General features: G+C 52.6%; 1 pseudogene. It reads left to right on the top strand.

From position 1 onward, the window contains the following. A pseudogene (locus tag ACT3TJ_RS18020) lies at positions 1-648 on the top strand (IS5 family transposase); the annotation flags it as partial.

Raw genomic sequence — 648 nt, forward strand, 5'->3', positions numbered from 1 at the left:
GGCGGGATGATGGCACGTTTGAAGCTATCCTTTCTCGCTTACAGCTCAGGCTGCGTGAAGATGGACTGATGGATCTGGATACGTGGATGATTGATTCGACCTCGATACGTGCCACCCGCGCTGCCGCAGGAGGCGGCAAAAAGGGGGCTCAGAAGAACCGGTAGATCACGCATTGGGGCGTAGTCGTGGTGGTTTAACGACAAAAATCCACCTGGTATGTGATTCCCATGGTTGGCCGCTGGCATTTACCCTGTCTCCAGGACAGCAGGCTGATTCTCGACATTTCATCTCGACGCTGGAGAGTGTTTATCTACCAGGCCGTGTTGGAAGGCCTCGCAAACGTAGCCGCTACGTGGTCGCTGATAAAGGATATGACAGTGATGAACTGCGCCGTTACTGTGACAGGCACGGTATAAAACCCGTTATTGCGCAACGTCAAATGCATCGCAAGACACGCCCTGGTTTGCCGAGGCGTTTTGATCAGCACAGATACCGCCAGAGAAACGCGGTAGAACGCTGCTTTGGATGGCTTAAAGAGTTACGTCGATTTGCAACGCGCTACGAAAAATTAGCGAGCAGTTTCAGAGCGATGGTATGCGTAGCCTGCATAGAGCGTTGCTTGCGAGCCAACTTTTCGTACAAAGCCTA

Source organism: Halomonas sp. AOP30-A1-24 (assembly GCF_052378165.1).
Taxonomy (GTDB): Bacteria; Pseudomonadota; Gammaproteobacteria; order Pseudomonadales; family Halomonadaceae; genus Vreelandella; species Vreelandella citrativorans.